28 protein-coding genes are annotated in these 25,161 nt (G+C 55.2%); 24 read left to right on the forward strand and 4 right to left on the reverse strand.

Annotation, left to right across the window (positions count from 1 at the left end; all coding sequences use genetic code 11):
* The first annotated feature begins 101 nt into the window (after window positions 1-101).
* The 18 genes from J9880_RS12140 to dkgB all read left to right on the forward strand — a co-directional run bounded on the left by J9880_RS12140 (window position 102) and on the right by dkgB (window position 15,304).
* Window positions 102-827 carry a beta-ketoacyl synthase chain length factor gene (locus J9880_RS12140; RefSeq protein WP_095923189.1) on the forward strand — a complete coding sequence of 242 codons (726 nt, stop codon included), beginning with the start codon at window positions 102-104 and terminating at the stop codon, window positions 825-827.
* Complete coding sequence (locus J9880_RS12145; protein ID WP_195817512.1) at window positions 827-1,639, forward strand: lysophospholipid acyltransferase family protein; 813 nt, start codon at window positions 827-829, stop codon at window positions 1,637-1,639. The genes J9880_RS12140 and J9880_RS12145 overlap by 1 nt, the downstream gene beginning before the upstream one ends.
* A gap of 3 nt (window positions 1,640-1,642) precedes the next feature.
* Window positions 1,643-1,900, forward strand: a complete 258-nt coding sequence (locus J9880_RS12150) for a phosphopantetheine-binding protein (protein WP_095923187.1) — start codon at window positions 1,643-1,645, stop codon at window positions 1,898-1,900.
* A gap of 10 nt (window positions 1,901-1,910) precedes the next feature.
* Entirely contained in the window at window positions 1,911-2,165 is a 255-nt protein-coding gene (locus J9880_RS12155) for an acyl carrier protein (protein WP_095923186.1), read from the forward strand.
* Between the two features lie 20 nt (window positions 2,166-2,185).
* Window positions 2,186-2,776 carry a COG4648 family protein gene (locus J9880_RS12160; protein ID WP_131692823.1) on the forward strand — a complete coding sequence of 197 codons (591 nt, stop codon included), beginning with the start codon at window positions 2,186-2,188 and terminating at the stop codon, window positions 2,774-2,776.
* The gene (locus tag J9880_RS12165; RefSeq protein ID WP_232769380.1) at window positions 2,743-4,122 is read left to right on the forward strand and encodes an AMP-binding protein; all 1,380 of its coding nucleotides are present in this window, start codon (window positions 2,743-2,745) and stop codon (window positions 4,120-4,122) included. The genes J9880_RS12160 and J9880_RS12165 overlap by 34 nt, the downstream gene beginning before the upstream one ends.
* Window positions 4,119-4,463 (forward strand): 3-hydroxyacyl-ACP dehydratase FabZ family protein, encoded by a 345-nt coding sequence (locus J9880_RS12170; RefSeq protein WP_095923184.1) that lies wholly within the window; start codon window positions 4,119-4,121, stop codon window positions 4,461-4,463. Before J9880_RS12165 ends, J9880_RS12170 begins: the two co-directional genes overlap by 4 nt.
* A complete protein-coding gene (locus tag J9880_RS12175; RefSeq protein ID WP_232770468.1) occupies window positions 4,460-6,181 on the forward strand; it encodes a glycosyltransferase family 2 protein in 1,722 nt (573 codons plus the stop codon). The genes J9880_RS12170 and J9880_RS12175 overlap by 4 nt, the downstream gene beginning before the upstream one ends.
* A 1-nt stretch (window position 6,182) precedes the next feature.
* Entirely contained in the window at window positions 6,183-6,626 is a 444-nt protein-coding gene (locus tag J9880_RS12180) for an acyl-CoA thioesterase (protein WP_131692824.1), read from the forward strand.
* Window positions 6,623-7,228, forward strand: a complete 606-nt coding sequence (locus J9880_RS12185; RefSeq protein WP_131692825.1) for a LolA family protein — start codon at window positions 6,623-6,625, stop codon at window positions 7,226-7,228. Before J9880_RS12180 ends, J9880_RS12185 begins: the two co-directional genes overlap by 4 nt.
* The gene (locus tag J9880_RS12190; protein ID WP_232769381.1) at window positions 7,218-9,524 is read left to right on the forward strand and encodes an MMPL family transporter; all 2,307 of its coding nucleotides are present in this window, start codon (window positions 7,218-7,220) and stop codon (window positions 9,522-9,524) included. The genes J9880_RS12185 and J9880_RS12190 overlap by 11 nt, the downstream gene beginning before the upstream one ends.
* Entirely contained in the window at window positions 9,521-10,096 is a 576-nt protein-coding gene (locus tag J9880_RS12195) for a DUF3261 domain-containing protein (protein WP_232769382.1), read from the forward strand. Before J9880_RS12190 ends, J9880_RS12195 begins: the two co-directional genes overlap by 4 nt.
* Window position 10,097: 1 nt before the next feature.
* A complete protein-coding gene (locus tag J9880_RS12200; RefSeq protein ID WP_232769383.1) occupies window positions 10,098-11,270 on the forward strand; it encodes a beta-ketoacyl-[acyl-carrier-protein] synthase family protein in 1,173 nt (390 codons plus the stop codon).
* Window positions 11,267-11,746 (forward strand): ApeP family dehydratase, encoded by a 480-nt coding sequence (locus tag J9880_RS12205; protein WP_131692829.1) that lies wholly within the window; start codon window positions 11,267-11,269, stop codon window positions 11,744-11,746. The genes J9880_RS12200 and J9880_RS12205 overlap by 4 nt, the downstream gene beginning before the upstream one ends.
* The gene (locus J9880_RS12210) at window positions 11,743-12,474 is read left to right on the forward strand and encodes a 3-ketoacyl-ACP reductase FabG2 (RefSeq protein ID WP_095923178.1); all 732 of its coding nucleotides are present in this window, start codon (window positions 11,743-11,745) and stop codon (window positions 12,472-12,474) included. The genes J9880_RS12205 and J9880_RS12210 overlap by 4 nt, the downstream gene beginning before the upstream one ends.
* Entirely contained in the window at window positions 12,471-13,700 is a 1,230-nt protein-coding gene (locus J9880_RS12215) for a beta-ketoacyl-ACP synthase (RefSeq protein WP_095923177.1), read from the forward strand. Before J9880_RS12210 ends, J9880_RS12215 begins: the two co-directional genes overlap by 4 nt.
* Before the next feature lie 3 nt (window positions 13,701-13,703).
* Window positions 13,704-14,390, forward strand: coding sequence for a 4'-phosphopantetheinyl transferase superfamily protein (locus tag J9880_RS12220; RefSeq protein WP_232769384.1), 687 nt, complete (start codon window positions 13,704-13,706; stop codon window positions 14,388-14,390).
* A 110-nt stretch (window positions 14,391-14,500) separates the two neighbouring features.
* Window positions 14,501-15,304: a 2,5-didehydrogluconate reductase DkgB gene (gene dkgB, locus J9880_RS12225; RefSeq protein WP_119822754.1), complete on the forward strand. Its 804-nt coding sequence runs from the start codon at window positions 14,501-14,503 to the stop codon at window positions 15,302-15,304.
* Window positions 15,305-15,343: 39 nt separating this feature from the next.
* Here dkgB and yafC read toward each other — a convergent pair whose 3' ends face one another.
* Window positions 15,344-16,240 carry a DNA-binding transcriptional regulator YafC gene (gene yafC / locus J9880_RS12230; protein ID WP_232769385.1) on the reverse strand — a complete coding sequence of 299 codons (897 nt, stop codon included), beginning with the start codon at window positions 16,238-16,240 and terminating at the stop codon, window positions 15,344-15,346.
* A 106-nt stretch (window positions 16,241-16,346) separates the two neighbouring features.
* On the opposite strand from yafC, the gene J9880_RS12235 reads away from it, so the two are divergent.
* A complete protein-coding gene (locus J9880_RS12235; protein WP_232769386.1) occupies window positions 16,347-17,522 on the forward strand; it encodes an MFS transporter in 1,176 nt (391 codons plus the stop codon).
* A gap of 193 nt (window positions 17,523-17,715) precedes the next feature.
* Window positions 17,716-18,516 carry an endonuclease/exonuclease/phosphatase family protein gene (locus tag J9880_RS12240; protein WP_119822751.1) on the forward strand — a complete coding sequence of 267 codons (801 nt, stop codon included), beginning with the start codon at window positions 17,716-17,718 and terminating at the stop codon, window positions 18,514-18,516.
* Between the two features lie 87 nt (window positions 18,517-18,603).
* Here J9880_RS12240 and mltD read toward each other — a convergent pair whose 3' ends face one another.
* Window positions 18,604-19,989 carry a murein transglycosylase D gene (gene mltD, locus J9880_RS12245; protein WP_232769387.1) on the reverse strand — a complete coding sequence of 462 codons (1,386 nt, stop codon included), beginning with the start codon at window positions 19,987-19,989 and terminating at the stop codon, window positions 18,604-18,606.
* Window positions 19,990-20,058: 69 nt separating this feature from the next.
* Window positions 20,059-20,814, reverse strand: coding sequence for a hydroxyacylglutathione hydrolase (gloB, locus tag J9880_RS12250; protein WP_232769388.1), 756 nt, complete (start codon window positions 20,812-20,814; stop codon window positions 20,059-20,061).
* A 43-nt stretch (window positions 20,815-20,857) separates the two neighbouring features.
* On the opposite strand from gloB, the gene J9880_RS12255 reads away from it, so the two are divergent.
* Complete coding sequence (locus tag J9880_RS12255) at window positions 20,858-21,583, forward strand: methyltransferase domain-containing protein (RefSeq protein WP_095923169.1); 726 nt, start codon at window positions 20,858-20,860, stop codon at window positions 21,581-21,583.
* 39 nt (window positions 21,584-21,622) lie between these two features.
* Here J9880_RS12255 and rnhA read toward each other — a convergent pair whose 3' ends face one another.
* On the reverse strand, window positions 21,623-22,090 hold the full coding sequence (rnhA, locus tag J9880_RS12260; protein ID WP_095923168.1) for a ribonuclease HI: 468 nt from the start codon (window positions 22,088-22,090) through the stop codon (window positions 21,623-21,625).
* Window positions 22,091-22,350: 260 nt separating this feature from the next.
* On the opposite strand from rnhA, the gene aguB reads away from it, so the two are divergent.
* The 3 genes from aguB to dnaQ all read left to right on the forward strand — a co-directional run bounded on the left by aguB (window position 22,351) and on the right by dnaQ (window position 25,144).
* A complete protein-coding gene (aguB, locus tag J9880_RS12265; protein ID WP_232769389.1) occupies window positions 22,351-23,235 on the forward strand; it encodes an N-carbamoylputrescine amidase in 885 nt (294 codons plus the stop codon).
* A 3-nt stretch (window positions 23,236-23,238) separates the two neighbouring features.
* Window positions 23,239-24,324 carry an agmatine deiminase gene (gene aguA, locus J9880_RS12270; protein ID WP_119822749.1) on the forward strand — a complete coding sequence of 362 codons (1,086 nt, stop codon included), beginning with the start codon at window positions 23,239-23,241 and terminating at the stop codon, window positions 24,322-24,324.
* Between the two features lie 82 nt (window positions 24,325-24,406).
* Window positions 24,407-25,144 carry a DNA polymerase III subunit epsilon gene (gene dnaQ / locus J9880_RS12275; RefSeq protein ID WP_095923165.1) on the forward strand — a complete coding sequence of 246 codons (738 nt, stop codon included), beginning with the start codon at window positions 24,407-24,409 and terminating at the stop codon, window positions 25,142-25,144.
* The last annotated feature ends 17 nt before the right edge of the window (window positions 25,145-25,161 follow it).

The following is a 25,161-nucleotide window of genomic DNA, read 5'->3' on the forward strand; positions in this document are numbered from 1 at the left end:
TAAAATTCTTAGCTCAGTTCAATAAGTTGTCAGATTACAGATGCAACTTTTAAGAAAATATCATAAAGTCTTAATATGGATAAATCACAAAGATAATCACCATGAAATTCTCACTGGATATACATGACTGGCGGGCTTTAGCTCCGGGGATCCACAGTTGTGAGCACTGGATCCAGTGGGCTCAGCAGCCTGATAGCAATACGTTTTCAGGCGATATTGCCAAAAGCCAGCATATCCCTATGATGGCTGCCCGAAGAATGAGTATCGGAAGCCGTTTAGCGGTGGATACCGGGCTGGCATTACTCGAAAAGCATGATGTGGATGCCGCCATTTTTACCAGCCGGCATGGTGAACTGGAGAAAACGGGGCGTATTTTACATTCTCTTGCACAGCAAGAAGCCATTTCACCGACAGAATTTTCGATGTCAGTCCACAACACTGCGGCGGGCTGGTTAACCATTATCAGTAAAAATCCATTACCCGTGACTTCATTGGCCGCAGGAAACGACAGTTTTCAGCAGGCAATACTGGAAGCTCAGTCGATGCTGGTCACCGGCGCCACTCGTGTGATGTTGGTGGATTTCGAGGGTGAAATTCCCGATATATATCACGAATCGGTAAGTTCTGAGTTTCTGCCTTACGCCGTAGCAATAATATTAACGGCTGGCGATACTTTGCATTGTCAGCGTATTTCATTGCCGGTTGAGGATATGAATTCGGCTCTTCCGCAGAGCCTGAAATTTTTACGCGGTTATCTCTCTTCTGCCCCTTTATTTAATGTCAGTGCTGACAACCGCCACGGCTGGCAATGGGTTCGTGATTTGTGATGAGAGAAACAGCAGCACCCGAAGAAACGTCTTCCCTGACGAACCGTATCTGGCGGTGGCTGGCAACCGGATTCTTTTTCGCACTTTTCGGAATTGGCGGACTGTTGCTTTCGATTATCTGGTTTACTCTGTTGCGGCTCATCATCCGACAGCCGGAGAAACTGCACCGGATGACGCTGAACAGTATCCGCAACAGTTTTCGCTTCTTCCTGGCGGGATTACGTCTGGTGGGGGTAATGGATTACCGGTTTACAGGCGACGAAAAGTTTCAGCAGGATGCCGGATGCCTGATTGTGGCGAATCATCCCAGCCTTTTGGATTATGTGATCCTGGCGTCACGGATGCCGCGTTGTGATTGCATCGTCAAACAGGCTTTACTGCGTAACCCGTTCTTACGCGGTGTGATAAAAGCGGCGGGTTACCTGATTAATTCCGGATCTGACGCCCTGTTGCAGGCCTGCGATACCCGGCTGAAAGCAGGAGGGACGTTACTGGTTTTTCCTGAAGGAACGCGCACGTTGCCCGAAAAACCGATGACGCTGCAACGTGGCGCCGCTAACATTGCATTGAGAGCGGGTTGCGATATCAGGATTGTTCATATTTCATGTCAGCCACCGATGCTGACTAAAAAGGGGAAGTGGTACCAGATCCCCAAAGCAAAACCTCAGTTTGTGATAACCGTGGGCGAGAAGATAAAAGCGAATAACTTTTTAGCTGAAAGTGATCTTTCACCTGCTCTGGCCGCAAGACGACTGACACAGCATTTGCGTACTGAACTGATGCGCAGCAATACTCAAAATAACGAGAAATAAGTCATGGATTCATTAAGTAACGACATTAAAACACTGATCATCGCGACGCTTAATCTGGAAGGCATGACACCCGATGAGATTGATACGCAAGCCCCCCTTTTTGGTGACGGATTAGGGCTGGATTCTATCGACGCTCTGGAGTTAGGTCTGGCGTTGAAAAAGCAATACGGTGTGATCCTTTCGGCGGAAAGTCAGGAAATGCGCGAGCATTTTTATTCGGTTGAAAGTCTGGCCAGATTTATTTCAGTACAGCGTGGTTAAAGAGATTCCTATGCAGAAGCAAGAAATTTACCAGCAAATTAGCACCTTATTAATCAAGCTATTTGAAATTGATGAAGACGATATCAGCCCGGACGCCGAACTCTATGAGGATCTGGATTTAGACAGCATTGATGCTGTCGATCTGGTGGTTCATTTGCAAAAAATCACTGGCAGAAAGATCCGGCCAGACATGTTCAAATCCGTGCGTACCGTTCAGGACGTGGTTGATGCAATTGATGAATTGCTCAACACGCCTGCGGCCTGATTTCTGCGGATCCCGCTGTCATGGATAAGCGCCGGAGCCTTTTACTTCTCAAGCTTAAAACAATTGTCCGCTGGGCAATGCCACTGGCGGTTATTGCTTACCCGATAGCCGTCTGGTGTGGCCTGAAAAACTGGGGAACCGGTATTCTGGCTCCCTTGTTAATCACTGTATTTCTTCTGCGTTTACTGACGTTTCGCGGGAAACTCTCCCGGTTAACATTCTTTGGAAAAGCCATTGCTGTTACGGGTATTGTGCTGGTCGCCGCCAGTGTTGTACTGCGTGAAACCTCGCTGCTGTTGTATTACCCGGTCGCGGTTAATGGGATATTACTGGGATTATTCTTCAGTTCCCTGTATGGCCGGCAATCGCTTGTTGAACGTCTTGCCCGGCTGAGTGAACCGGATTTACCCCCTGAAGGGGTGATTTATACCCGGCGGGTCACTCAGGTCTGGTGCGTTTTCTTTCTGTGTAATGGCACGTTTGCTTTATACACCTGCCTGAAAGGTGATATGGCACTCTGGGCTTTATACAACGGTGGCATCAGTTATCTGCTGATTGGCTTATTAATGGGTATGGAATGGATAGTCAGAAAGCGCCTGCGACACTTATGACGCTGCCAATGAGCCAATGGCTCAGCGCGGAAAGAGCAGATGACCATCTGGTGGCCTGGAATGAAAGCCGGGAATGGCGACAACGCGAATTCCGCCAGGATGTTTTGTCTTTGCTGGCTGCCCTCCGTGCTGCCCCTCATTCACGCTGGGCGTTATGTCTTGAAGACCATTACTCTTTTGCTGTGGCGCTGCTGGCGGTACTTTATAGTGGCAAAACGCCGGTATTGCCTGGCCATTTCCGCCCGGCCGTACTGGCTGAGCAACGCGATGAGTTTGATGCGCTGATCACCGATCTTCCTTTGCTGGCAGCGTGCCCGGTAATCCGTTTTCCCATTGTTGCGGATGAATCGCTCTCCGTTTTACCGGAGTGGCCAGACAACGCGTCGCTGACCTTGTTTACCTCCGGTTCGACCGGCAGACCACAGAAAATCATCAAACCGGTATCTTGTCTGGAAAAAGAGAGTCAGTGGCTTTTGGCCCGCTGGGGCACTGAGTTTACCGCAGTACGCTTTGCCGCCACTGTGGCTCCGCATCATATGTATGGACTGAGTTTTGCCTTCATGCTGCCATTATCACTGGGTTTGCCTTTCGCGACGAAAAGCGTTGAATACCATGAGCAGCTTTCCCCCCTGACGAACGGACATAACGTCGTGTTCATCAGCAGCCCGGCCTTTCTTAAAAGGCTGGATCCGGGATTGAAAACCGCCACACTCCGGCAGGTGTTTTCTGCGGGCGGTCCGCTGGACAATGATATTGCGTCACTGGTGCAGCAAGTTTGTGGTTGCTCAACCACAGAAATTTACGGCACGACAGAAAGCGGGGTGATTGCCTTTCGCCAGCCGTCACGGTCCGAAGACGCGTGGACACTTTTTGATGGTGTTGAACTCCGGCCTCATACTGACGGATCGGTTTCGCTGATGTCTCCGCTGATCCCGCAAGCGGAAGGCATAACGCTCAGTGACGAGATCCGACTATTGCCGCCCGGGCAGCGCCATTTTACCCTGCTGGGACGCAAGGATCGGATCGTCAAAATCGCCGAGCAACGCATCTCGCTGACTGAAATCGAGCAGCGATTAGAGGCGCTGGATCTTTTAACCGATGCCTGCGTTCTGACTCTCGAGAAAAACGGACGGATCTACATCGCTGCGGTGCTGGTGCTGAACCCGCAGGGCGAGCAGCGATTGCACACGCAAGGTCAGAGAGCTTTCCTCGCCCAAATCCGCCATGCGCTGCGTGAGTGGTTATCGCCGGTGTCCGTACCGCGTTACTGGCGTTTCGCCCCCGCGATCCCGCTCAACCCGCAAGGCAAACGTGCAACGGCACAATTACAGGAAATATTTTTATGATCTTGCCTGAAGTGCTCAGTCAGCAATTTACCGGCGATACGAGTGTGCAGCTCGGGCTCCGACTGTCGGCGGATCTCTTCTGGTTCAAAGGCCATTTCCCGACGTCTCCCATCCTGCCCGGTGTCACGCAGGTTAACTGGGTCATGATTTACGCGGACGAACTTCTCGGGCTGAATCAGGCTTTTTCGGGGATGGAAGTGGTGAAGTTTCAGCGCCCGCTGCTGCCGGATGAAGTCGTGAGTTTGCAGATCGACTGGCTGAAAGAGAAACACCGGTTAGTCTTCCGCTACAGTGTGGGTGGATCCGTCGCCAGCAGTGGAAAAATCACATTATGTCCATGACGTCTTCTGCCCCTTTTTCTGCCTGCCTGATTATCCCGTGCTACAACCACGGTGCGATGATGGCGAACGTGCTGGAAAATCTCCGGCCATTCGGTCTGCCGTGCATTGTGGTGGATGATGGCAGTGATGCGCCGACGGCCGAGGCGTTGCAGCAGCTGGCCAGCGTCACGCCGTGGATGCACCTGACGCGTCTGCCCTCCAACCTGGGCAAAGGCGGCGCAGTGATGGCCGCGTTGCGTCTGGCGGCAGAGCAGGGCTTCACCCATGCTGTACAGGTGGATGCCGACGGCCAGCATCAGCTTGCTGACGTTCCCGCCATGCTGGCCGAGGCCAGAAAACACCCCGATTGCCTGATCTCCGGCCAGCCGGTATACGATGAAAGCGTTCCGAAATCGCGTCTTTATGGCCGCTACATCACGCATTTCTGGGTGTGGATCGAAACGCTGTCCTTTTCGGTGAAAGACAGCATGTGTGGTTTTCGCGTATATCCTCTCGAACCCTGCCTGCAACTGATGGCGCAGAAGACACTGGGTTTGCGGATGGATTTTGATACGGAAATCATGGTGCGTCTTTACTGGCAGGGTACGCGCAGTCGCTTCCTGCCTACACGGGTCATTTACCCCGACGATGGCCTCTCGCATTTTGATGCGGTAAAAGACAACCTGCAGATCTCATGGATGCACACCCGGCTGTTTTTTGGCATGTTGCCGCGTATTCCTTTTCTATTGCGCCAGAGGCAAAAAACGCAGGAGCAGGCGCACTGGTCAACGACGCAGGAGCGTAAAGGATTATGGGGGATCCGCCTGATGCTGGCGGTTTACCGCACGCTGGGCTATCAGGCTTTTCATGTGCTGCTTTATCCGGTGATCGGCTGGTTCTGGCTGACCGGGGGCAAACAGCGTGCGGCTTCTGCTGACTGGCTTGAACGCGTCAGTGCCACCGCGGCCCGGCGCGGGATGGCTTTGCCGTATCCGCTGAGTACATTCCGGCATTTCATGCGCTTCGGTGAGTCGCTGCTCACTAAACTGGCGAGCTGGCAGGGCGATAAAACCCTGACCGACGCGGTGCTGGTCAATCCTGAGATCTGCGAGGCGCATATCGCCTCCGGTCGCGGCACGCTGATCCTCGCCTCCCACTTAGGAGATATCGAATCCTGCCGTGCGATTGGCACGCTGGACCATCGGATCACCGTCAATGCACTGGTTTTCACCGACAATGCCGAGCGATTTAATCAGGTGATGAAAGAGATTAATCCACAGGCGGTGGTCAATCTGATCCAGGTCAGCCAGATGGGGCCTGACACCGCCATCTTATTGCAGGAAAAACTGGATGCCGGCGAATGGGTGGCGATCGTGGGCGACCGCACCTCTGCCAGCCAGCATCTGCGCGGTGAGCATTCCCGTGTGATTTACAGCGAATTTCTGGGCAAGCCAGCCGCATTTCCGCAAGGCCCGTTTATTCTGGCGGCGGCGTTACGCGCGCCGGTTATGTTGATGTTTGGCATCATGCAACAGCACCGGCTGCATATTTATTGCGAATATTTTGCCGATCCGCTGATCCTCCCGCGTGCGAATCGCCTGCCCGCCTTGCAGGCTGCCGTCGATCGCTACGCCGCACGTCTTGAGCATTACAGCCTGCTGGCCCCTCACGACTGGTTTAATTTTTATGATTTCTGGCAGCGTCCGGCGGATGCTGCCTCTGACAGGAAACCTGACTGATATGACCTCCAAACGTGATCCGCGCTTTAACGACCCGCGATTTTCTACCCGGGTGGATATCACCATTCCTTTTCACGATGCTGATGCGATGGGTGTGGTCTGGCATGGCAATTATTTTCGATATCTGGAAATCGCCCGCGAACAGTTACTTAAGCAATTTGATTACGGCTATCGCCAGATGCAAGCCTCCGGTTATGTCTGGCCGATTGTGGATACCCGCCTGAAATACATCGCGCCGGTGCTGTTTGAACAGCGTATTACCGTGCACGCGCAGCTGGAAGAAATCGAAAACCGCCTGCGCATCGGTTATCAGATTTACGACATCGATACCGGGAAACGCACCACAACCGGTTACACATTGCAGGTCGCGGTAGATGCCACCACGCAGGAAATGTGTTTTGTCTCGCCGCAGGTGCTTTTCGATAAAACAGGAGTCAGCCTGTGAAAGCTTTTCTGCTCATCGTCATGACGTTTTTCAGCGTGGCGGCACACGCGGTGACGCTGGAAGAACTTCAGCAGCGTTTCAGTCAGGTGCCGGTGCTGCGCGCTGAGTTTGCCCAGCAACGTACTATCAGTGGCATGGCTCAACCGCTTAATTCCACAGGCAATTTGCTGATCGCCCAGCAGCAGGGATTATGGTGGCAGCAGGAAAAACCCTTCAGTCTGACGTTATTACTGACTGAAAACCGCATGGTGCAAACTATGGCCGGACAGGAGCCTCAGGGAGTGACGGCAGAAACCAATCCGCAAATGTTCCAGTTCAACTCCCTGCTCAGCGCGCTGTTTCATGCTGACCGCAAAGTGCTGGAAGAGAACTTCAGCCTTGATTTTACCGATCTCGGTAAAGGGGCGTGGACGCTGATCCTGACGCCGAAAGTCTCGCCGCTGAACCGCCTGTTCCGCCGCATCACGCTCAATGGCGACACCTTTTTGAACAATATCGACATTGATGACATGCAGGGCGATGCCACGCATATTCGCTTCTTCAACCAGAAAACCACGCCCGCCACGCTAACCGATGCCGAGAAACGCCATTTTGCGTCCTGACCTTCACCGCAGACTGGCACAATGCTGGTTGCTGATGATTGCGCTGCTGGTGGCGGCGTTATTCTGGCTGCTGCCGCGCAGTCAGGTTAACAGCAGCGTACTGGCGCTGTTGCCGCAGCAACAGGAAAGCGACATACCGCAGGCAATTTCGGACGGTTTTACGCAGCGGCTGGATCGTCAGCTGATGTGGCTGGTCAGCCCGCCGCCGGGAGCCGGTACGGAACCGGTGAATGACTGGCTGAAACAGTTACAGGCGATGCCGGAACTCAGTCAGGTTCAGGGGCCGGTGGATGCGCAACGCCAGCAGGAATGGGGAACCTTTTTCTTCCGGCACCGTAACGCCTTACTCGATGAGGCGACCCGCCAGCGGCTGACGTCCGGTGCAGATCAGCAAAGTCAGTGGATCCTCGGTCAGGTGTATTCGGCGTTTGCGGGCGTCAGCGGCAAAGAGCTGGCGAACGATCCGTTATTGCTGGTTCGTGCCTCACAAATGGCGCAGCAGCAAAACAGCGGTGGCATGACGCTGGATCAGGGCTGGCTGATGGCGCGTGATAAACAGGGGCGCACCTGGTATTTACTGCATGGCGAACTGAAAGCCTCGTCGTACGACATCACCTCCGCAAAACACACGGTCGCGGCGCTTGATGCGGCGAAAGACGCATTTAAGGCGCGCTGGCCGGGGGCGCAGGTGCTTGAGCGCGGCACGATTTTCTACAGCAATTACGCCAGTCAGCAGGCGGAACACGATCTTTCGACCATAGGTGCCGCATCGGTTATTGGCGTGTTCGTGCTGATCTTGCTGATGTTCCGCTCGGTTCTGCCGATGTTACTCAGCTTACTGTCGATTGCCATCGGCGCGCTGTCCGGCACGGTATTTACCCTGTGGGTGTTTGGCGGGATCCACGTGATGACACTGGTACTGAGCACCAGCATTGTCGGGATCTCTGCCGATTATACGTTGTATTTCCTCACCGAACGGCGCGTACATGGCGGCACCAGCACCCCGCTGGAAAGCCTGAAAAAGCTGTTCCCCGCGTTATCCATGGCGCTGCTGACCACGGTGGCTGCCTATCTGATGCTGCTGATTGCGCCTTTCCCCGGCCTGCAACAACTGGCTGTGTTTGCCGCCGCCGGGCTGAGTGCAGCCTGTATCACCGTGATGTGCTGGTATCCGTATTTGTCCCGTCATTTGCCGGTTGGCCCGACGCCGGGGCTGACGCTGATCCTGCGTTGGTTACTGGCCTGGCGAAGCCGCAAAGCGCTGCGGTTAGGTTTACCGTTAGTGATACTCGCGCTGGCGACAGTCGGCATATCGCAGCTGACCATCAATGATGACATTGCCGATTTACAGGCGCTGCCCGCCGGATTACAGCAGCAGGAACAGCAAATTGCCGCGCTGACCGGGCAAACCAACGATCAGAAGTGGCTGGTGGTGTATGGCGATAATCCCGAACAGACCTTACAACGGCTTGAAGCCCTGCGGCCCAAACTGATTCAGGTGAAAGAGAAAGGTGTGATTGACGGGTTCCGCGCGGTTGGGTTGCCTTCGCAGGCACAGCAGCAACGCGATCTGTCCCTGCTGCGCCAGCGTGCGCCGCAGATCATTGCGCAGCTGCAGCAGGCCGGTATTGCCGTGGCCGCCCCCGATCTCAGTGCCCGGCGGGTTGACGTCCCTGACTGGCTGAACAGCGTGGTCAGCGAAGGCTGGCGCTTGCTGTGGTTGTCCCTGCCGGACGGGCGCAGCGCCACGCTGATCCCGGTGAACGGTGTTCATGACAGCGCCGCGATGGCCGCACTGGCAGCTTCCACGCCCGGTAGCGGATGGATCGATCGCAAAACGGAATTCAGCAGTCTGTTCTCCCAGTACCGGGTATATCTGACAGCCTTGCTGGCGCTGGCCGTGGCGGTGATTGCCGTGATTTATCTGTGGCGGTTTGGGCTGCCGCACGGGCTTATCTGTCTGCTACCGACCGTACTTTCCCTGAGCATGGGCCTCGCTGCGCTGGGATTCAGCGGGCATCATCTCAACCTGTTCTCCCTGCTGGCGCTGATTCTGGTGCTGGGGATTGGCATTAATTACACCCTGTTCTTCACCAATCCGCGCGGCACGCCGACCACCTCGATGTTTGCCATTTTTATGGCAGTGGTCACGACGCTGCTGACCTTCGGCATGCTGGTGTTCAGCTCAACACAAGCCATCAGTAGTTTTGGCATTGTCCTGAGCGTTGGCATAGTGACGGCTTTCCTGTTGTCGCCGCTGACCTTGCCCGCAAAAAAACGAGGACGCAAACCATGATCCGATGTATGCCGCCGCTGCTGGCGCTGCTTATTGTCATGCTTGGCGGATGTGTCGCACACAAACCGTCCGGCACTGAACCGCAGGCATGGCTCAAACGCGGCGTGCAGGTGAATTTACCCGCGCCGTCGCTGGAAAAACCCTTCACTCAGCAACAGTTGCTGACCGCCACGGTGAACGGTAAACAGCAGTCGTTACTGGTATTACTGAATGCTGACGGCAAATCATTGCAGCTTGCCGGGCTTTCCCCTCTGGGGATCCGTCTGTTCAAAGTGGTCTACGATCAAACAGGGATCCACACCGAACAGGCGATCAGGATCGAAGGGTTGCCGCCAGCCAGTCAGGTTCTGGCCGATATCATGTTGAGTTACTGGCCTGCGCAGCGCTGGCAGCCGTTGTTGCCGCCGGGCTGGACGCTGGAAGATCAGCCGCTGCGCCGGACGTTACGGGATACAGAAGGCAATACCATCACCCGCATCGACTACCTGCCGCGGGGCAGTGCGCGTCAGCCGGTGTCGATCACACAGATGGCGTTTCACTACCAGATAACCATCCAGAATGTCGGTGACTGATATGATTTATTTTTCCGCCGTGGGCATGGTGAACGCGCTGGGAGACAACAATGCGCGCATCGCTGCCAGCCTGAGGGCTGGCGTCGCGCCCGGCATGTCGTTGCAGGAAGGCTGGCTGACGGAAAACCGGCCAGTCTGGCTCGGCAGCGTGACCGGCGATCTGCCTGCCATCCCGTCCCGGTTTGCACCGCACCGCAGCCGGAATAATCAGTTATTGCTGGCGGCGCTGGCGCAAATTCGCACGCAGGTCGATGCCGCTATTGGCCGGTACGGTAAAGATCGCGTCGCGGTGATCATGGGTACCAGCACCTCCGGCATTGCCGAAGGGGAACAGGCGGTGCGCAGTTTGCATCAGCACGGGACATTCCCGCCGGGCTACGACTATCAGCAGCAGGAACTGGGTGATCCTTCGCAGTTTATGGCGGAATGGCTGGATCTCAGCGGTCCCGCTTACACCTTATCCACCGCGTGTTCTTCCAGCGCCAAAGCGATCATCAGCGGAAAGCGGCTGATCGACGCCGGACTGGCCGATGCCGCGCTGGTGGGCGGTGCGGACAGTCTGTGCCGCATGCCGGTGAATGGCTTTAACAGTCTGGAATCTTTCTCACGCGGACGTTGTACGCCGTTCGGACAGGATCGTGACGGCATCAATATCGGCGAAGCGTCGGCACTGATCCTGCTGACCCGTGAACCCGCAGACGTTGCGCTGCTGGGCACCGGAGAATCTTCCGACGCCTGGCATATGTCCGCGCCGCATCCTGAAGGTCTGGGCGCGGAACGGGCAATCGCGATGGCACTGCAACAGGCCGGACTTCAGGCCAGTGACGTGGGATACATTAATGCTCACGGCACCGCCACGCCGCTCAACGATCAGGTTGAAGCCGCCGTGATCCACAGAATGTTTGGCGGCGGGACGTCATGCAGCTCCACCAAACACCTCACCGGCCACACGCTGGGCGCGGCAGGGGCGACGGAAGCCGCACTGAGCTGGCTGATCCTGACCAGCGGTTTACCGTTGCCGCCACAGGATTTCAGTGTCACGCCAAGGGATCCCGGCCTGCCTGCGATCCGGCTGGTGGAAGGGCATGAGCCGCTGACCCGGCCCGTGATCCTGTCGAACTCTTTTGCCTTTGGGGGCAATAACGCCAGCATTCTGATCGGGAGGCCGTCATGAATACCCTGTCTGCAGAGGCATTCCTGCCACATGCTGCCCCGATGGTGTTGCTGGATAGCGTCATTGAAGTCGCAAACGACACGGCATTGTGCAGCGTGGTGGTGTCGCCGGACAGCGTGCTGGCACCGTTTCTGAATGCCCGGGGCGCGTTGCCCGCGTGGTACGCCATCGAACTGATTGCGCAAACCGTGGGGGTGTGGAGTGGCTGGCATGGCGCGCAGCAAGGGGAAGCGCCTCAGGTTGGCATGCTTCTCGGCGCAAGAGCGGTGAAATGCAGCGTCGCGGAATTTGCCGCAGGCAGTGAATTGCTGATTCAGGTTTCGCTGGTTTTGCGTGACGAGAAAATCGCGAGTTTTGAAGGTGTTATCAGCATTAAACAGGAAAAAGACAACCTGCAGGTTGCCACGGGAAGGCTGAATACCTATCAGCCAGACAAGGAAGAACTCATTACGCTCACACAGGGGAAACCACAATGACACGTTCGGTATTAGTGACCGGTGCCAGCAAAGGCATCGGCCAGGCCATTGCCCGCCAGCTTGCCGGCGATGGTTTTCAGGTAGTGATCCACTACCACAGCGATAAAACCGGGGCAGAAAACACGTTACAGCAGATCACGGCTCACGGCGGTGAAGGGCGACTGGTGCAGTTTGATATCAGCAACCGCCAGCAGTGCCGCGAGGTGATTGACGCCGATATCGCCACGCACGGCGCGTATTATGGCGTGGTCAATAACGCCGGGATCACCCGTGACGCAGCCTTTCCGGCACTGACTGACGAAGACTGGGACGGCGTGATCCACACCAATCTGGACAGCTTTTACAACGTCTTACAGCCCTGCGTGATGCCGATGATCGGCCTGCGTCAGGGCGGGCGCATTATCGCGCTTTCCTCGGTTTCCGGCATTACGGGCAACCGCGGCCAGGTCAATTACAGCGCCGCAAAAGCGGGGATCATCGGTGCCTGCAAAGCGCTGTCACTGGAACTGGCAAAGCGCAAAATCACCGTAAACTGTATCGCACCGGGGCTGATTGATACCGGTATGCTGGAGATGGAAAAACCGGCGCTCGACGCCGCCATGAGCATGATCCCGCTTAAACGCATGGGGCAGGCGGAAGAAGTCGCGGGGCTGGCCAGCTATCTGATGTCTGATATTGCCGGTTATGTTACCCGGCAGGTGATCTCCATCAACGGAGGAATGGTATGACGCATCGCGTTGTGATTACCGGCATGAAAGGGATTACCGCGTTTGGCCATCACTGGGATGAGATTTCGGCCCGCCTGCAACAGGGCAAAAATGCCGTCCGCCATATGGATGAATGGCTGATTTATCAGGGGCTGAATACGCATCTTGCCGCGCCCGTTGATGATTTTGTGTTGCCCGCGCATTACACCCGAAAACGCATCCGCTCGATGGGACGGGTTTCCCTGCTGTCTACCCGCGCAGTGGAACTGGCGCTGGAACAGGCGGGTTTACTCGACGATCCGATCCTGACCGACGGTGAAACCGGCATTGCGTTCGGTTCATCCACCGGAAGTACCGGGCCGGTCAGCGAATTCGCCACCATGCTGACGGAAAAACACACCAATAATATTACCGGCACGACCTATGTGCAGATGATGGCGCACACCACGGCGGTCAACACCGGGCTGTTTTTTGGCCTGAAAGGCCGGGTGATCCCGACGTCCAGCGCCTGCACCTCTGGCAGTCAGGCCATCGGTTACGCCTATGAAGCCATTAAACACGGTTACCAGACCCTGATGGTGGCAGGGGGCGCGGAAGAGCTGTGCCCGTCCGAAGCGGCAGTGTTCGACACCCTGTTTGCCACCAGCCAGCAAAATGATCACCCGGATTTATCGCCGCGCCCGTTTGATGCACAGCGCGACGGTCTGGTGATTGGTGAAGGCGCGGGGGCGCTGATCCTCGAGTCGCTGGAACATGCTCAGGCGCGTGGTGCGAAGATATACGCCGAAGTCATCGGGTTTGCGACCAACTGCGACGCCGCGCATATCACCCAGCCACAGCAATCGACCATGCAGATTTGTATCGAAAAATCGCTGAAAAATGCCGGCATTCCGGCCTCTGAAATTGGCTATATCAGTGCGCATGGTACGGCGACGGATCGCGGTGACATTGCCGAAAGTCATGCCACCGCTGCCGTGTTTGGCAATCAGACGCCGATTTCCTCGCTAAAAAGTTACCTCGGCCATACGCTCGGTGCCTGCGGGGCGCTGGAAGCCTGGATGTCGCTGGAAATGATGCGCGAGGACAGGTTTGTGCCGACCATCAACCTGACCCATCCCGACCCGCTGTGTGGCGACCTCGATTATGTGATGGGGGAGTCGCGGCATATTCAGACGGAGTTTATTCAGTCCAACAACTTTGCATTCGGTGGCATCAATACGTCACTGGTTTTCCGCCGCTGGCCGTAAACGATGAATTCCGCGTACCTTGTGACCGCGCTGCTGGATGATGCTTTTTCGCTGTCACGCCTGCCCGCAGAATTGCGCGCAAAAAGTGACAGTCTGTCTGCTGCCCGTCGCCAGCAATGGCTGGCGGGCAGGGCGTTGCTGGCGGAAGCACTGGCGGCTTTGTACGGCGGCGACATGCTGCCCGCAATGCAGCTTTCCGAGCAGGGAAAACCCTCTTTTACCGATCCTTCCCTGCCGCATTTTTCCCTCAGTCACAGTAAAAATCATCTGCAACTGGTGCTGTGTGCGGCGGCAGAAACCGGCGGCGATGTGGAGCAGATCCGCCCGCGACCCCGCTATCTTGCGGTGGCGAAGGAAGCATTCACTTCGGCGGAATGTCAGTGGCTGGCAGAACAGCCCGATCCGGTTATGGCCTTCTGGCAACTGTGGTGCCTGCGTGAAGCCTGGCTGAAACAGCAGGGCGGCAGCGTGTGGCAGATGGACAGGATCCGTCCCGATCCGGTGGCAGGAAAATATACCTCTGAACCTTTTACCGACAGCCTGTTATGGGTTGCCGGTGACGACGCCGTGATGCGGGCGCTGGCGCTGCCTGCCCGCGTCACGGAGGTAAAAGAATGGGTGTTTAACGCCGCGTCCGGCAGGCTACAGCCGCAGGCGCCGCGCCAGTGGTTGCGCTTTTCACCCCGCTGATTATTGCGCTGTCATCAAAAGTCTTGTGGCAAAGCAGTCGTTTTTATCCATGAAGCACCGGTTCATACTCTCTTCCAACATTGACCTGATTACTATTAAGAGAGAGCACAATGAGCATTCCTGCATTCGGTCTGGGTACCTTCCGCCTGAAAGATGACGTGGTAAAAGCGTCGGTCGCCACCGCCGTAGAACTGGGCTATCGCGCCATTGATACCGCACAGATTTATGATAACGAAGCCGCCGTCGGCGAGGCGCTGGCAGACAGTGGCGTCGCCCGTGAAGAACTCTACATCACCACCAAAATCTGGATCGAAAACCTCGCTGCGGACAAGCTGGCCGACAGCCTGAAAGAAAGCCTGCGTAAGCTGAAAACGGATTATGTCGATCTGACCTTGATCCACTGGCCGTCGCCAAATCAGGCGGTCAGCGTGGCAGAAACGATGCACGCGCTGGTGGAAGCGAAGAAAATGGGGCTGACCCGTGAAATCGGTATTTCCAACTTCACCGTTGCCCTGATGCAGGAAGCTATCGACGCGGTCGGTGCGGATCAGATCGCGACCAATCAGATTGAACTGTCGCCGTTCCTGCAAAACCAGACCGTGGTGGATTTTGCCCGTCAGAACGGCATCGCCATCACGTCTTACATGACGCTGGCTTACGGCGATGCGCTGAAAGACGCGACCATTATTGAGATCGCCGCACGCCATAACGCGACGCCTGCGCAGGTGGTGCTGGCCTGGGCGTTGCAGCTGGATTACGCGGTGATCCCGTCATCGACCAAACGCGAAAACCTGCAAAGCAATTTGCTGGCGCAGCAACTGACCCTGACCGAAGCGGATATGCAGCAGATCGCCGCGCTGGAACGCAATGGCCGTCTGGTCAGCCCGGAAGGTCTGGCTCCAGACTGGGATTGATCGTTAAACGCCTCCCCTTCGCCGGGGAGGAATCAACCTTCACCCCCCACGGGTTCCCAGCTTCTCACTGAGAAAATCAATAAAGCACCGGATCCGCGTGCTGACCGTCTGATCGCTGTAATACACCGCGTGGAACGGCATGGCGATGCGCAGGATATCCGGCACCAGCAGTTTCACCAGATCGCCGCGCGCGACATCTTCATCCGTCATGAAATCCGACAGACAGGCAATCCCGTTGCCCTGTAAACACAGCCTGCGCAGCGTTTCACCACTTCCGGAACTGATAAACGGCGTGACCGTCAGTTGCTGACCGTCAGCGCACAGCAGCGGCCATTTATTCAGCGCAACCACTTCGTTAAAACCCAGACAGCGGTGCTTCAGCAGGTCATCGGCATTTTCCGGCGTTCCCCATTTATTAAGGTAATCCGGCGAGGCCAGCACGCTGCGGTAGCTCAGCATCAGCTTGCGCGCCCGCAGGCTGGAATCTTCCAGCTCACCCACGCGGATCGCCACATCCACTTTATGCTCAATCAGATTGATATTGCTCTCGGACGAAAATAGCGCGAGCGACATCTTCGGGAAACGTTCGGTAAATTCCGCCACCAGCGGCGATATGAGATGCAAAATGACCGGCGTCGCGGCATCAACCCGCAACAGCCCCTGCGGGTCGTCGCGGTTCTCCAGCAGGTCATCTTCGGCGGCCGCCATGTCATGCAGGATTTTCTGCACACGAACAAAATACCGCTCGCCTTCGTGCGTCAGGCTGATCTGACGCGTGGTGCGGTTGAGCAGGGTGATCCCCAGTTTTTTCTCCAGACGTTTCAGGGTCCGGCTGACCACGGAATTATCCTGCCCCAGCTGTTCTGCTGCGCGACTGAAACTGCCGCTTTCCACCACCGTGACAAAGGTAATCAATTCTTCAGAACTGGCTCGCATTGTTGTTACTCCAGCATAAATCAATTGATACTTTGGTTATTTCTGTCATTTAAGCACAAGCCGATAATAGCCGCTATCAAATCGATATTCATGTGGAGTAAAGGTTATGCCGCTTGCACTATTAGCACTGACCATCAGTGCGTTCGCTATAGGAACAACAGAGTTTGTTATCGTCGGCCTTGTGCCGACCATCGCGCAGCAACTGGGGGTTTCCGTCCCGTCGGCCGGTTTGCTGGTTTCCATTTACGCGCTTGGCGTGGCGATTGGCGCACCGGTGCTGACCGCGCTGACCGGCCGTGTACCGCGTAAAGCCCTGCTCATCGGCCTGATGGTACTGTTCACGCTGGGCAATCTGCTGGCGTGGCAGTCACCCAATTACAATACGCTGGTGATGGCGCGTCTGCTGACCGGGCTGGCGCACGGTGTGTTCTTCTCGATTGGCTCGACCATCGCCACCAGCCTGGTGCCTAAGGAAAAAGCGGCGTCGGCCATTGCCTTGATGTTCGGCGGCCTGACGGTTGCGCTGGTCACCGGGGTGCCGCTGGGGACATTTATCGGGCAGCATTTCGGCTGGCGCGAAACTTTCCTCGCCGTCTCGCTGATTGGCGTGATAGCGATTATCGCCAGCGCCATTCTGGTGCCCAATAACATCAAAAATAAACCGGCGGCGCGCATTGCCGATCAGGTAAAAGTGCTGATGAACCCGCGTTTACTGCTGATTTACGCCATTACCGCGCTGGGTTACGGCGGCGTATTCACCACCTTTACCTTTCTCGCGCCGATGATGCAGGAGCAGGCTGGTTTCTCTGCCAGCATGGTCAGCTGGATCCTGCTGGCATACGGTGTGTCGGTAGCGGTGGGTAATATCTGGGGCGGCAAACTGGCTGACCGTCACGGCGCAGTCAAAGCGCTGACGATCATCTTTGCGGCACTGGCCGCGTTGTTACTGATTTTCCAGTTCACTTCAGGCTTTGGTGTTCCGGCGTTAATCACCCTGCTGGTGATGGGCATCTTTGCTTTCGGTAACGTGCCGGGATTACAGGTGTACGTGGTACAGAAAGCCGAAGAGGTGACGCCTGATGCGGTGGATGTCGCCTCCGGCCTGAATATCGCCGCCTTCAACGTCGGTATTGCCTTAGGTTCGGTGATTGGCGGGCAGGTGGTGTCTACGATTGGGCTGGCGCAAACGCCATGGATTGGTGCGGTGATCGTCGCGGGTGCGCTGTTACTTATCCGCCTGAGCGGGCATCTGGATCGCAAGCCCAAAGCGGCGCTGGCCTGATTATTCCTGAATTTTGTGTCTTCACGGCTCGCCTCTGGCGGGCCGTTTTTGTTTTTATGCTAGCCTGTAGATGTGACCAGGTTGTATACCAATGTAAACAGATTTGGCCTGAGCGCCTGCGGGCGTATACTGAACTTTCGCTGTGGGAATCTCTCTCATATAGCAACGATATAACGGGTAACAGGCGATTAGCGTGCGGAAAAAAACATATGCAATGAGGTATGTCGCAGGTCAGCCCGCAGAGCAAATCTTTCCGGGCGTCCTCGCACATTTGGGGCCGGATTTGCCGCCGGGTGCTGCGCTGCCGAATTCGAATATTTTGCGCGTCATGGTGTGGAATATCTTCAAACAACAGCGGGCTGACTGGTTGTCAGTCCTGCGCGATTACGGCAAAGATGCGCAACTGGTGCTGCTTCAGGAAGCGCAAACCACGCCCGAGTTGATCCGGTATGCCACGTCGAATTATCTGGCGGCGGATCAGGTACCCGCGTTTATGCTGCCTCAGCACCCCTCTGGCGTGATGACACTCTCTGCTGCGCATCCGGTCTATTGTTGTCCGCTGCGTGAGCGTGAGCCGCTTCTGAGGCTCTCTAAATCGGCACTCGTCACCGTGTATCCGCTTCTGGATGGGCGTTTGCTGATGGTGGTGAATATCCACGCGGTGAATTTCAGTATCGGGATCGACGTGTACAGTAAGCAGCTTGACCCGATTGGTGAGCAGATTGCTAACCATAAAGGCCCGGTGATCATGGCGGGGGATTTCAATGCCTGGAGCAGGCAACGCATCAATGCGCTGTTCGGCTTTGCGGGCAATATCCATCTGGAGGAAGTGCGCTTCCCGGCGGACTATCGCAAACGCGCCTTTGGCAGGCCGCTGGATTTCATTTTCTATCGCGACCTGAGCGTCACCAGCGCGTCAGTGATGGAAACGCGGGCGTCGGATCATAACCCGCTGCGGGTGGAATTCCTGGCTGATAAGCCGCTGACGCAGTAACGCTTAATTCGTCCGTCAAAAAAACGCAGACATAAAAAAAGCACCCGGAGTGATCAGGGTGCTTTTTTATTGCCGGTACCTTCAGACTCAGGTATCAGGGCTCATTTTGTTGCTGACGAACAACGTTAACTTGTTGCCCGGCTGCAGGTTGTCGGCATTCGCATTCCAGCGCATCACATCTTTGATGTTGACGCCGTGACGCTTGGCAATGCTCGACAATGAATCGCCTTTACGTACCTGGTACGTGATACTGCCGCCATTCACACTGGTGCTGCTGACGCTGTTATCCGCCACTTGCAGTGTTTGCCCAACTTTTAACGCGCCTGCTGAGCGCAAATTGTTCCAACGCTGTAAATCACGGGTCTTCACATTCAGTCGGGCTGCAATACCAGACAAGCTGTCGCCGGAGCGCACCTTGTACTCTTTTGCACCAGACGGCGTGTTGCTGGCCAGTTTGGTTTCCTGTACTGCGGCGATATCGCCATCAGCCAGTGAATCTTTTAACTGGTCGGCATGCGCCTTCGGCAGAACAATGTAATGCGGGCCATTCGGCGCGGTCACATTCTTCTTGTAGCCAGTGTTAAACGACTTGAGTTTGGTCAGGGACATGCCCGCCATCTCAGCCGCCTGAGTCAGCTGCATCTGCTGGCCGACTTCAACACGCGCCAGAGCACGGTCTTCACTCGGTTTCGGCAGACTGATACCGTATTTCTTGCTGTGCTTGAGGATGTCGCTCAACGCTAACATTTTCGGCACATAAATCGATGTTTCACGTGGCAGCGCCAGCGCCCAGAAATCCGTTGAACGGCCCTTGGCTTTGTTCGCTTTCACCGCTTGCATGACACGGCCTTCACCGCTGTTATACGCAGCCACGGTCAGTAACCAGTCGCCACCAAACATCTTGTTCAGACGTTGCATCATATCAAGCGCAGCAGTCGTCGAAGCCACAACATCGCGGCGTCCGTCATACCACTGGTTTTGTTTCAAACCATAATTTCGACCCGTCTGCGGCACAATCTGCCACAACCCGGCAGCGTTCGCTGACGAGGTTGCTTTGGGGTCAAAAGCGCTCTCCACTATGGGTAGCAGTACCAGTTCCATCGGCATATTACGTTTCTTAATCTGCTCGGTGATCCAGTACATGTACGGCTCTGCCCGTAATGTTACATCGTGGAGATAGCTCTTATTTTTTAAATATTTAACTCTTTGCTCGCGGATCCGGGGATTATCCGGAACCTTCATCTTCAGCTCGTCGCCTATGAAGTTCCACAAATTTTGTTGGGAGACAGTGTCGTTTCCATCCAACCATCCCCCAGATGCCGCTCGGCCATCATCTGTGTACTGTCCTGCTTCACTTTGACTTGCTGAAGACAAACTCTGTGCATGTTGTTCCGGTACCTTCACGCCCTGCCTGGACGCCTGGCAACCTGTGAGCAACATGGAGGCGATTATTAGGATCGCGTTTGCCTTCATGTGTGTGTCATAGTTGCTTAAAAGACGAGCGATAATACTTTGCTTCGAAAAAAAACACAACCTTTGGGTCTAGAAGCTATCCTTGAGTGCCCTTAAACGGGCAAAAACCTGCCAGTGAGGCGTTAAGGGATCGCTAAGGTTTAATTTGTTTTGTAAATCAACATCATCACATCGTAAAAAGAGGTTAATTTTACGCTCAAGACCGAGGGTTGAAGGCAGGGAAGATTGTCCCTTTTCCCGCATTTGTTGCACTTTGTGCTCATGAGAATGAATATCATCATCAGCCGGTAAAATAGCACGCGCAAACTTAAGATTTGAGAGAGTGTACTCGTGCGCGGCGCAGATTAAAGTTTCATCAGGCAAGGCAGCTAACCGTTGAAACGACTGGTACATTTGCTCCGGCGTTCCTTCAAACAACCGACCACATCCGGCAGAAAACATCGTATCGCCGCAGAAAAGATAAGGCGCGCTATAGTATGAAATGTGACCAAGTGTGTGCCCGGGCGTAGCAAAGATCTGCCATTCCAGACCGCCGATTACCCATTTATCGCCGTTTTTAAGACTAATCTGACTAAATTTGTTCTCAGTTTCGTGAGGTCCGTACACTTTCAGACCCGGAAAATGGCTGCAAATCTCGTTTACGCCCCCCACATGGTCATGATGATGATGGGTCAGAAGGATCGCCGTCGGGGTTAAATTGGCCTTTTTCAGCGCCGCTAAAACCGGAGCCGCCTCACCGGGATCGACAATCAGGCAATGCCCCTGCTGGTCATCCAGCATCCAAATGTAATTGTCCTGCAACGCAGGAATACTGATAAGATTCATGGCAACCTCTCTTTGGCAACTGCTTGAAAGAAGATAACAAACTATGCGACCAGCCCGCGCCCGTAAGACCATTGTTGCACCGGCTTCATGGGAAGATATCCCGTGCGGAGACCATTACCGTGCCGCGCTTGAGCAACAACTGCAACCCTGGTGGGGCAAACTCTACGGTTTTCACCTGCTGAAAATCGGCGCATTAAGTGCCGAAATCGACGCGCAGGCGTGTCCTATCTCGCATCAGGTGAACTTTGCGCCCGAAGGCGAGGGGCTGCATGTGCGGGGCGATCCGTACTATTTACCCTTTGCGGCCAAGTCGGTGGATGCCTGCCTGCTCAGTCATACGCTGGCCTACGCGGACGATCCGCACCGTATTCTGCGGGAAGTGGATCGCGTGCTGATTGATGATGGCTGGATGGTGCTCAGCAGCTTTAACCCGCTCAGTCTGCTGGGGATCGGAAAACTGATGCCGGTGTTTCGAAAACGCCAGCCATACAGCAGCCGCCTGTTTACCCAGATGCGCCTGCTCGACTGGCTGTCATTGCTCAATTATGAAGTGATGGTGCACCGGCGTTTTCACGTGCTGCCGTGGAAAAAGAATGGCGGCAAATTACTGAGTACGCATCTTCCCGCGCTGGGCTGTATGACGCTGATCATCGCCCGCAAACGCACCTTCCCGCTGACGCCGACGGCGAAGAAAGTGCCCGCGCAGAAACAAAAAATACCGCAGGCGGTGGGCGCAACCAAGAGCTACAGAAAAGAGCATCGCGACTGAAGCTTTGCTCCTTCTCCTGTTACGATGGGTTCTGCGACGTTAATTCTCTGCCTGATAGCCGACATCATCCAGCGTCGGATTGCCCGCCGCGTCTTTTGCCAGTATGTCACACCGTTCATTTTCAGGATGTCCGGCGTGACCTTTAACCCACATCCAGTTCAGCTGATGCGTCTGGATCGCCGCATCAAGGCGCTTCCACAAATCGACGTTTTTCACCGGTTTTTTGTCTGCGGTTTTCCAGCCCCGTTTCTTCCAGTTATGGATCCACGACGTGATCCCCTGACGGACGTACTGACTGTCGGTGCTCAGTGTCACTTCGCACGGTGACGTCAGGGCTTCCAGTGCCACAATCGCCGCCATCATTTCCATGCGGTTATTGGTGGTCAGACGGAAACCTGCGCTGAACTCTTTTTCGTGCTGTTTATAGCGTAAAATCGCACCGAAACCGCCGGGGCCGGGGTTACCCAGGCAGGAGCCATCGGTGAAAATCTCTACCTGTTTGGTCATTTCTGGCAGGCTCTGTGATCAAAAGTAAACGCCAAGTCTGACATAAACCGGCGTGCCCGGCACAGTAATATCTTGGGGTGTAACTGTCTGAAAGAGGGGCGTGTCAGCCGTTACCCGGCCATTCATCACTCTTTTGGCTGGAGAGCGCGGTCTTTTGCAATATAATAGGAAAATGCAGAGTGCCAGTTCAAAACTCTGAGTGAGTTGAGTCTTTCATGGTTTTTTCACTGCCAATTTTTTCAATGCTTTAAGGATGTCTAATGAGAAATGTAACGGTTTCTGCAACACAAATGAGCTGCAGCTGGGATCTGGAAAAGAATATTGTTAACGCCGAAAAGCTGGTTCGCGAAGCGCAGGCGAAAGGCGCGCAAGTCATTCTTATTCAGGAACTTTTCGCTGCACCGTATTTCTGTATTGATCAGAGCCCTGAGCATTACAGTCTGGCGCAAGAGCTGGATGACAGCCCGCTCATTCGTCATTTCTCTGCGCTGGCGAAAGAACTGGAAGTGGTGCTGCCTCTGAGCTTCTTTGAGAAGTGCAACAACGCCTATTACAACTCGCTGGTCATGATCGATGCTGACGGCAGCGTACTGGATGTGTATCGCAAAACGCACATTCCGAACGGCCCGGCCTATCAGGAAAAGCAATTCTTCATTCCCGGCGACACCGGTTTCAAAGTGTGGAACACCCGTTACGCGAAAATTGGCGTGGGCATTTGCTGGGATCAATGGTTCCCGGAAACCGCACGTTGTCTGGCATTGCAGGGCGCGGAAATCATCTTCTATCCGACGGCCATCGGTTCCGAACCTGCCTATCCGGACATTGACAGCCAGCCACACTGGACCCGCGTTCAGCAGGGGCACGCGGCGGCAAACCTGGTGCCGGTGATCGCTTCAAACCGCATCGGCACTGAAAAAAGCAAATTCATTCCTGATTACGAGATGACGTTCTACGGTTCCTCCTTTATTACGGATCAGACCGGTGCGCTGGTCGAACAGGCCAACAAGACGGATGAAGCGGTGCTGGTTCACACCTTTGATCTCGATGCCATCGCTGCCCAGCGCGCATCCTGGGGTCTGTTCCGTGACCGTCGCCCTGAAATGTACGGCGCTATCGCCACATCTGACGGTTCAACAAGGAAATAACGGATGTCTTCTATTGATATCACCCCTCAGGCTGAAGGTTTTGTGATGCCCGCTGAATGGGCATCACAGCAAGCGGTCTGGATGATCTGGCCTTACCGTACTGACAACTGGCGCTCCAACGGCCGTCCGGCGCAGTTGGCTTTTGCGAATGTCGCGGCAGCGATTGCCACCACCACGCCGGTCTTTATGGCGGTGCCGGCAGCGGAAATGGCGAACGCGCGTGAAGTGATGCCTGCCCAGATTACGCTGGTGGAAATGGAAAGTGATGACGCGTGGATGCGTGACACCGGCCCGACCATTGTGGTGAATCCGCAGGGTGATCGTCTGGCGATCGACTGGACGTTTAACGCGTGGGGCGGTTTCCACGGCGGCCTTTACTCCAGCTGGGAACGCGATCAGTTGGTTGCCCGTCAGGTTGCCAATTATCACCACATTCCGTACCTGTCGACCGATCTGGTGCTGGAAGGCGGCTCGATTCATGTCGATGGTGAAGGGACCTTGCTGACCACCGCTGAATGCCTGCTGAATCCGAACCGCAATCCTGATTGGTCGAAAGCAGAGATTGAGGCGAAGCTGCGGGAAACGCTCGGTGTTGAGCAATTTATCTGGCTGGAAGAGGGCGTGTTCAACGACGAGACCGACGGTCACGTGGACAACATGTGCTGTTTTGTTCGTCCGGGTGAGGTCGCGTTGCACTGGACTGACGACCAGCAGGATCCGCAGTACGCGCGCTCTCTGGCGGCGTTAAAGGTGCTGGAAGCGGCGAAAGATGCTCAGGGCCGCAGCCTGAAAATCTGGAAAATGCCGTCGCCTCCGGTCATGCATGCTAGCGCAGAAGAAACCATCGGCGTGTTGCCTGGCACGGCCATTGAGCGTGTGGAAGGTAACCGTCTGGCGGCCTCTTACGTCAATTACCTGATCAGCAATAACCACATCATCTTCCCGCTGCTGGATGCGAAAACCGATCCGCTGGCTGAAGCGATGTTTGCTCAGATGTACCCGGATTATAAAATCACCGGCATTCCGGCCCGTGAAATTCTTCTGGGTGGTGGTAACATCCACTGCATTACGCAGCAAATCCCCGCGTAAGATAAATTGCCCGGCACGCGTCTCTGTTTCGTGGCCGGGCAGATCGTTTCTGCAATTGACCGTCACCGTTGGATAATGAGCCATGGATTTACAAAACACCTCTAACAGGATCGTCGTTCTCGATACCGAAACCACCGGTATGAATAAGCTGGGCGTCCATTATGAAGGACACCGGATTATCGAAATCGGTGCCGTTGAAGTGATTAACCGCCGCCTGACCGGCCGCAACTTCCATGTCTATCTCAAACCCGATCGTCTGGTGGATCCTGAAGCTTTTGGCGTTCACGGTATCAGTGACGAGTTTCTGGCCGATAAACCGACCTTTGCTGAGATTGCTGACGACTTTATCGAGTACATTCGCGGCGGCGAGTTAGTCATTCATAACGCCACGTTCGACATCGGCTTTATGGATTACGAGTTCGACATGCTCGGACGCGATCTGCCGAAAACGGAAACGTTCTGTAAAATCACCGACAGCCTGGCGATGGCGCGTAAGCTGTTCCCCGGCAAGCGTAACAACCTCGATGCCCTCAGCGATCGCTACCTGATCGACAACAGCAAGCGAACGCTGCACGGCGCGTTGCTTGACTCCGAAATTCTTGCCGAAGTTTATCTGATGATGACCGGCGGCCAGACCAGCATTAAGTTCACCCACGAAGGCGAGCAAAATACCGGTGCGGACGGTCTGGGGATCCAGCGCGTGGCGCGTCCGGCATCCGGTTTAAAAGTGATTACGGCGACGGAGCAGGAACTGGCGTGGCACGAAGAAAGATTGGATCTGGTGGTGAAAAAGGGCGGCAGCTGTTTGTGGCGTTCGTAAGCGGCTTTTACTGAGTT

Origin of the sequence: Rahnella victoriana, assembly GCF_021276285.1 — a bacterium.
GTDB classification, from domain to species: Bacteria; Pseudomonadota; Gammaproteobacteria; order Enterobacterales; family Enterobacteriaceae; genus Rahnella; species Rahnella victoriana.